This is a genomic window from Microbacterium sp. AR7-10 (genome assembly GCF_001878835.1).
Classification (GTDB): Bacteria; Actinomycetota; Actinomycetes; order Actinomycetales; family Microbacteriaceae; genus Microbacterium; species Microbacterium commune.
In genome coordinates, this window is sequence record NZ_MJIR01000038.1 from 1 (window position 1) to 6,041 (window position 6,041).

Annotated in this window: 5 protein-coding genes; 3 read left to right on the top strand and 2 right to left on the bottom strand. The window is 67.0% G+C overall.

Going from position 1 to position 6,041, the window contains the following annotated elements:
- Window positions 1-127: 127 nt before the first annotated feature.
- A complete protein-coding gene (locus BFN01_RS04175) occupies window positions 128-1,003 on the bottom strand; it encodes a sugar phosphate isomerase/epimerase (RefSeq protein WP_071641886.1) in 876 nt (291 codons plus the stop codon).
- 217 nt (window positions 1,004-1,220) lie between these two features.
- Here BFN01_RS04175 and BFN01_RS04180 point away from each other — a divergent pair, with 217 nt between their 5' ends.
- The 3 genes from BFN01_RS04180 (at window position 1,221) to BFN01_RS04190 (ending at window position 4,828) form a co-directional block, all read left to right on the top strand.
- Window positions 1,221-2,726, top strand: a complete 1,506-nt coding sequence (locus tag BFN01_RS04180) for a sugar ABC transporter ATP-binding protein (protein ID WP_071641890.1) — start codon at window positions 1,221-1,223, stop codon at window positions 2,724-2,726.
- Window positions 2,723-3,754 (top strand): ABC transporter permease, encoded by a 1,032-nt coding sequence (locus BFN01_RS04185; protein WP_083428639.1) that lies wholly within the window; start codon window positions 2,723-2,725, stop codon window positions 3,752-3,754. The genes BFN01_RS04180 and BFN01_RS04185 overlap by 4 nt, the downstream gene beginning before the upstream one ends.
- A 72-nt stretch (window positions 3,755-3,826) precedes the next feature.
- Entirely contained in the window at window positions 3,827-4,828 is a 1,002-nt protein-coding gene (locus tag BFN01_RS04190) for an ABC transporter substrate-binding protein (protein ID WP_071641892.1), read from the top strand.
- Window positions 4,829-5,054: 226 nt separating this feature from the next.
- Here BFN01_RS04190 and BFN01_RS04195 read toward each other — a convergent pair whose 3' ends face one another.
- Window positions 5,055-5,969, bottom strand: coding sequence for a phosphotriesterase (locus BFN01_RS04195; RefSeq protein ID WP_071641894.1), 915 nt, complete (start codon window positions 5,967-5,969; stop codon window positions 5,055-5,057).
- Between the last annotated feature and the right edge of the window lie 72 nt (window positions 5,970-6,041).

Here is a 6,041-nt window from a genome sequence, read left to right on the forward strand (position 1 = left end):
GTGTCTGTTGACGATCTGAATGTAGTTATCCACACGAGCGTGTTCTTTTTTTTTTTTTTGAGTTCGTCGGCAGCGTCAGATGTGTATAAGAGACAGAACTCATACCGGAGCGAGAAGGGGTGGCCGGTCAGTGGAGGTCGATCGTGCGCACGGCGTGCAGGCCGTCGCGGATGAAGCGGTTCGCGTGCGCGGCAAGGTCATCGGAGTCCTGCCAGAGGTTGCGCCAGATGCCGAGCGTGTTGCTCAGCTCGGCGCTGACCACTGCCGACGAGAACGATTCGAACACCACCGGGCCGTCGTAGCGCACGTCGTGCAGGGCGCGGAAGAACGCGCCGAAGTCGACCGAGCCGGTGCCGAGGTACCCGCGGTGGCTCTCGCCGATGTGCACGTAGCCGAGCCGACCGGCGGCGGCGACGTCGTGCACGGGCTGGAAGAGATCGGACTCCTCGATGTTCATGTGGTACGTGTCGAGGTGCACCGACACCCCGTCGAGCCCGGCGCTGTCGAGGTAGGCGAGCGCTCCCCGTCCGGTGTTGAAGACATTGGACTCGTAGCGGTTCACGACCTCGAGCGAGAGGCGGATGCCGCGCTGCGCGGCCTTCTCGGCGAGGCGCGCGATCGCGGCGCGGCTGTTCGCCACCCCGCGCTCGGTGGTCGGAGCGCCGTACTTCTGCATGGCGGAGTAGATCACGCCGCACAGCACGTCGCCGCCCATGGCGGCGACGTGATCGAGGCAGCGCTCCAGCATCCGCTCGCCGGCGGCGACGACGGCCTGATCCTCGCTGGTCAGGTCGGTGTCGGCGGTCAGCCCGAGGGATGCCGTGACCGCCAGCTCGTTGTCACGCAGCAGGCGTCCGGCCAGGTCGGCGTCGAACCCCGCGACGTCCATCAGCGGGATCTCGACGAGGTCGAAGCCGGCCCGTTTGGCCCCCTCGATCGCCCGACGCAGCCCCTGCTCGTCGAAGGTGCCGGTGAAGACCAGGGCGTGCGCGCCGATGAGCATGACTCTCCTTCCGGGCGCACGCACCTCGCACGCCGTCGTGACCAAGATGTTATTACATGTCTGGCAAGATGTCATTACAGGTCTTCCGCACGACGATCTGGTCACGTACTGTCAGATGCACTTGCGCGAGCGGTGAGACCGACGCACAATTGATCCGATGTTTGAAATGGATTCCACAACCGCGGGATCCGCAAGACCTTCAAGGGAGCAGGTGCCCATGAGTGATCCCATCCTCCGGATGGAGGGAATCAGCAAGGGATTCCCCGGCGTGCAGGCGCTCCAGGACGTGCACCTCGAAGTGCACCCCGGTGAGGTGCTCGTGCTGGTCGGCGAGAACGGTGCCGGCAAGTCCACCCTCATGAAGATCCTCTCGGGTATCTACACCCGCGACGCGGGCACGATCACCTTCGAGGGCGAGCAGATCGAGCTCACCGGTCCGCTGCAGGCGCAGCAGCTGGGCATCACGATCATCCACCAGGAGCTGAACATGATGCCCGACCTCACGGTCGCGCAGAACATCTACATCGGCCGCGAGCCGAAGACCGGCCCCTTCCTGTCGGAGCGCGCGCTGAACCGCCGCACCGAGGAGCTGCTGCAGCGCCTGGACATCAAGCTCGACCCGCGCAGGAAGGTCGGCGATCTCACGGTGGCCGAGCAGCAGATGGTCGAGATCGCCAAGGCCCTCTCGTTCAACGCCAAGGTGCTCATCATGGATGAGCCCACATCCGCGCTCACCGACGCGGAGGTGGAGACCCTCTTCGTGCTCATCGAGCAGCTCAAGCAGCGCGGCACCGGCATCGTCTACATCTCGCATCGCATGGACGAGCTGCGTCGGCTGGCAGACCGGGTGAGTGTGCTGCGCGACGGCGCCTACATCGGATCACTGGAGAAGTCCGAGATCAGCATCCCGAGGATCATCGAGATGATGGTGGGCCGCGCGATCGACGAGGGCACCCGCCCCGAGGCACGCGAGCACGCCGGCGATCCCGTGGTGCTCGACGTGCAGGGCCTGTCGACGAAGACGCTGCTGAAGGATGTCTCGTTCCAGCTGCACAAGGGCGAGATCCTCGGTTTCGCCGGGCTGATGGGGGCCGGTCGCACCGAGACCGCCCGCGCCATCATCGGCGCCGACCGCAAGGACGCCGGCACGATCAACGTCGGCGGCAAGCCGGCGCGCATCCGCCAGCCCGAGGACGCCGTCAAGCGGGGCATCGGCTACCTCTCCGAGGACCGCAAGCTGCTCGGTCTCATGCTCGAGCAGGATGTGACGTTCAACACCGTGCTGGCCTCGCTGGACTCCTACGCCAACGCGATCGGCTGGATGGGCGACCGCAAGGCGAAGAACCAGACCAAGGACTACGTGCAGCAGCTGCGGGTGAAGACCCCGTCGGTCAACCAGATCGTGAAGCTGCTGTCGGGAGGAAACCAGCAGAAGGTCGTCATCGCCCGGTGGCTGATGCGCGACTGCGACATCCTCATCTTCGACGAGCCCACCCGCGGCATCGACGTCGGAGCCAAAGAGGAGATCTACCGCCTGATGCAGCAGCTCGCGGCATCCGGCAAATCCATCATCGTCATCTCATCGGAGCTGCCGGAGATCCTCCGCGTCGCGAACCGCATCGCCGTGTTCGCGAACGGTCGGATCACCGGCACCCTCCGCAACGAGGAAGCCAGCCAGGAGAAGATCATGCAGCTCGCCGCCCATGGGGAGGAAGAAGAATGAGCACGCCGCAGCAGTCCGGATCGACGACCACCGTCGTCCAGCAGGCCGTCGCCGAGAACACCGACAAGCGCGACATCAGCGGGATGCTGAAGCGCCAGCTGCAGCAGTCGCTGGCCTTCGGCACGCTCGTCGTGCTGGTCATCTTCTTCGCGATCGCCAGCCCCGCGTTCTTCACGGTGAGCAACCTCACCACCGTGCTCCTGTCGACCGCGGTGATCGCGATCCTCGCGCTCGGCACCACGTTCGTGATCATCACCGGCGGCATCGACCTGTCGCTGGGCACCGGCATGGCGTTGTGCGCGGTGATGACCGGTGTGTTCATCACGAACTGGGGCCTGCCCATCTGGGTGGGCGTGCTCGGCGGCATCGCGACGGGCGTGCTGATGGGCCTGGTCAACGGCGTGAACATCACCGTCCTGCGTCTGCCGCCGTTCATCGCCACCCTCGCGATGATGATGATCGCGGGCGGTCTCGCCCTGGTCATCTCGAACGTGCGCCCGATCTACTTCTCGACCTCGGCCCCCGACTTCAAGCGCATCGCGCTCGGTGTGCTGATCCCGGGCATCCCGAACGCAGTGCTCATCACGATCGTGCTCGCGATCGTCGCCGCGCTCGTGCTGTCGAAGACCCTGCTCGGTCGCTACACCTTCGCGATCGGCTCGAACGAGGAGGCCACCCGCCTCTCGGGCGTCAACACCCGCCGCTGGACGATCTTCGTCTACATGTTCGCCGGTGCCTTCGTCGGCGTCGCGGGAGTCGTCATCGCCGCGCGCCTCGACTCGGCGCAGCCGCAGATCGGCATGGGCTACGAGCTGCAGGCGATCGCCGCGGTCATCATCGGCGGCACCTCGCTGCTCGGTGGTCGCGGCTCGATCATCGGCACCGTGATCGGCGCGCTCATCATGAGCGTGCTCGTCAACGGCCTCAGCATCTTGTCGATCCAGACCGAGTGGCGCAACATCGTCGTCGGTGTCGTCGTGCTGCTCGCCGTGTTCTTCGACTCGCTGCGCAACCGCCAGCGCAACTGAACGCCTCTTCCCGCACCATCACCCGCGGCTGATCACCCGATCAGCCCACACACAGAGAACAATGGAGTTTCCATGCGATTCAGCAAGAAGAAGACTGCCTTCGCAGCTCTCCTCGCGGCATCCGCGATCGCCCTCGCCGGCTGCGGCGGCGGCGACGTCGTCAGCGAGAACCCCGGCGGCGACGCAGGATCCTCGGACGGCGAGATGTATGTCGCGCTCGTGTCGAAGGGCTTCCAGCACCAGTTCTGGCAGGCCGTGAAGACGGGCGCCGAGGAGAAGGCGAAGGAGCTCGGCGTGCGCGTCACGTTCGAGGGCCCCGCTGCCGAGACCGAGATCGCCCAGCAGCTCGACATGCTCACCACGGCGATCAACGCCAACCCGGATGCGATCGGCTACGCCGCCCTCGACCCCGAGGCCTGTGTCGCGCCGCTGGAGCAGGCCAAGTCCAAGGACATCCCGGTCGTGTACTTCGACGCGCCGTGCAACGGCGACGTCGGACTCAGCCTGGCCGCGACCGACAGCAAGGCCGCCGGAGCGCTGGCAGCCGAACACATGGCGAAGCTCATCGGCGGCAAGGGCGAGGTCGCGATCGTCGGCCACTCGCAGATCAACTCGACCGGTGTCGAGCGTCGCGACGGCTTCGTCGAGAAGATCGAGGCGGACTTCCCCGACATCAAGATCGTCGACATCCAGTACGGCGACGGCGACCACCTGAAGTCGGCCGACATCGCCAAGAGCATGATCGCCGCTCACCCCGACCTCAAGGGCATCTACGGCACCAACGAGGGTTCGGCGATCGGTGTGGTCAACGCGGTCAACGAGCTCGGCATCGAGAAGGGCAAGCTGACCATCATCGGCTTCGACTCGGGTGCGGCACAGGTCAACGCGATCAAGGACGGCATCATGGCCGGCGCGATCACGCAGGACCCGATCGGCATCGGCGCCCGCACCGTGGAGTCGGCTGTCGCCGCCGCCAAGGGCGAGAAGCTCGACGAGTTCTACGACACCGGTTCGTACTGGTACGACGCCGAGAACATCGACGACCCGAAGATCGCCGCGGTCCTCTACGAGTGATCCGCTGACGCTCTGATCAGGAAGGGCCCCTCACCGACGGTGAGGGGCCCTTCCTGCATGCTCCTCTTCCTGCATCCGCCCCCGTCTGCATCCGCCCCCGTGTGCACCGCCCCCGTCTGCAAAGAACCGCCCCTCGCTCCGGTATCAGTTCGTGCCGCTGCCGCGCGCAACAGGCGGCACAAACTGATACCGGAGCGAGAAGCGGTTGCGGGGGAGGGGAGGGGAGTCAGTGGGAGAGGGAGAGGAGTCGGGCGGGGTTGTCGATCAGCATCCGCTCGACTGCCGCCTCGCCGATGAGGGCGGTGAGTCGCGGCAGGTAGCGGTCGCCGAGGTATCCCAGGCCCGGCATCCCGCCGTAGGAGATGTACCGGGTGCGGCGCGCGACGTCGCCGCCGAGCACGATCCGCTCGCCACCGCCCGCCTCGACCACGGATGCCGTGAGAGCCAGCAGCTCGGCATCCGAGCGCGTGCGGGGGCGGGCGAAGCCGTCGTAGCCCAGGTAGGCGCCGCGCTCCGACAGTGAGGCATGCAGCCCGGCATCCGGGTCGCGGTCAGCGTGCGCGAGCACGACGCGGTGCTCGGCGACGCCGGCAGCGGCGAGCAGATCGAGCACCTCGTGCGCTGCCGTGCAGAACTCCAGGTGCACCATCACCGGGGCGCCGGTGGCACGATGCGCGATCGCGATGGCATCGAGCGTCGCACGCTCGAACGCACTGATCGACCAGTAGCCGATGCCGCCCTTCAGCATCCCGGCGTGCACGGGGGCGCCCTCGGCGGTGCGGGCGAGAGCGACGTCGGGGCGTTCGAAGGTCTGCGCGTCGTCGGCCGCCATACCCGTCTGCACCTCGGCGGTGAACAGCGCCGCCCGGCGCTCGACATCCCACACCTGCAGCGGGTGGTCGTCGCCGTAGTGCGCCTCTCGGTGCAGGCCGGTGGTCGCGACGACGGCGAGGCCGGTCGCGCCACTGATGCGCGCCACCGCCTCGGGGTCGCGCCCCAGGCCGAACGGCGTCGCGTCGACCATCGCGGCGAAGCCGCTGCGCTGCAGCAGCGTCGCCTCGGCGCGGGAGGCGCTCTCGTCGTCGAGCTCGTCACCGGGAAGAAGCGGGCTGACCTGGAGCAGGTGCTCGTGGTAGTTCACCCGGCCGAGCGCCTCGCCAGGATGCGGCCGGGGACTGTCCTGGTGAACACCGCCCGCCCTGACCTCATCGAC

Excerpts from the sequence above, each read along its gene's own strand:
- BFN01_RS04175 (WP_071641886.1), bottom strand. The coding sequence starts at position 1,003 with ATGCTCATCGGCGCGCACGCCCTGGTCTTCACCGGCACCTTCGACGAG.
- BFN01_RS04180 (WP_071641890.1), top strand. The coding sequence starts at position 1,221 with ATGAGTGATCCCATCCTCCGGATGGAGGGAATCAGCAAGGGATTCCCC.
- BFN01_RS04185 (WP_083428639.1), top strand. The coding sequence starts at position 2,723 with ATGAGCACGCCGCAGCAGTCCGGATCGACGACCACCGTCGTCCAGCAG.
- BFN01_RS04190 (WP_071641892.1), top strand. The coding sequence starts at position 3,827 with ATGCGATTCAGCAAGAAGAAGACTGCCTTCGCAGCTCTCCTCGCGGCA.